Below are 295 nucleotides of genomic sequence, written 5' to 3' on the forward strand. Positions count from 1 at the left end.
GGCCGTACGGGACAATTACAAGCTGATGACTCAGCGGGCCCGGCGCGAGGACGTGCGGCCGATCGTCAGCGAGCAGGCGGCGTTCTCCTCGGACCGGGAGCAGCTCTTCCGCACCTACGCGCGCGAGGGGACGCACGGGTTCTGCCATCTGCGGGTGACGGAGAACCGCCCCCTGGCCCTGGCGACCCGGCTCGGCGCCAACACGGCGACGCCCACCGCCGCCGTGGCCCCCCGGCGGCCCCGGCCCAAGCCGGCGGTCGAGGGCATGAACCCGGATGCGGCCGGCGGCGGCGAC

Annotated in this window: 1 pseudogene; it reads left to right on the top strand. The window is 75.3% G+C overall.

Features of this window, described 5'->3' with window-relative positions:
- Nucleotides 1-295: pseudogene (locus ACLBYB_RS33265) on the top strand (hypothetical protein); the annotation flags it as partial.

This window comes from Methylobacterium sp. D54C, assembly GCF_053345595.1.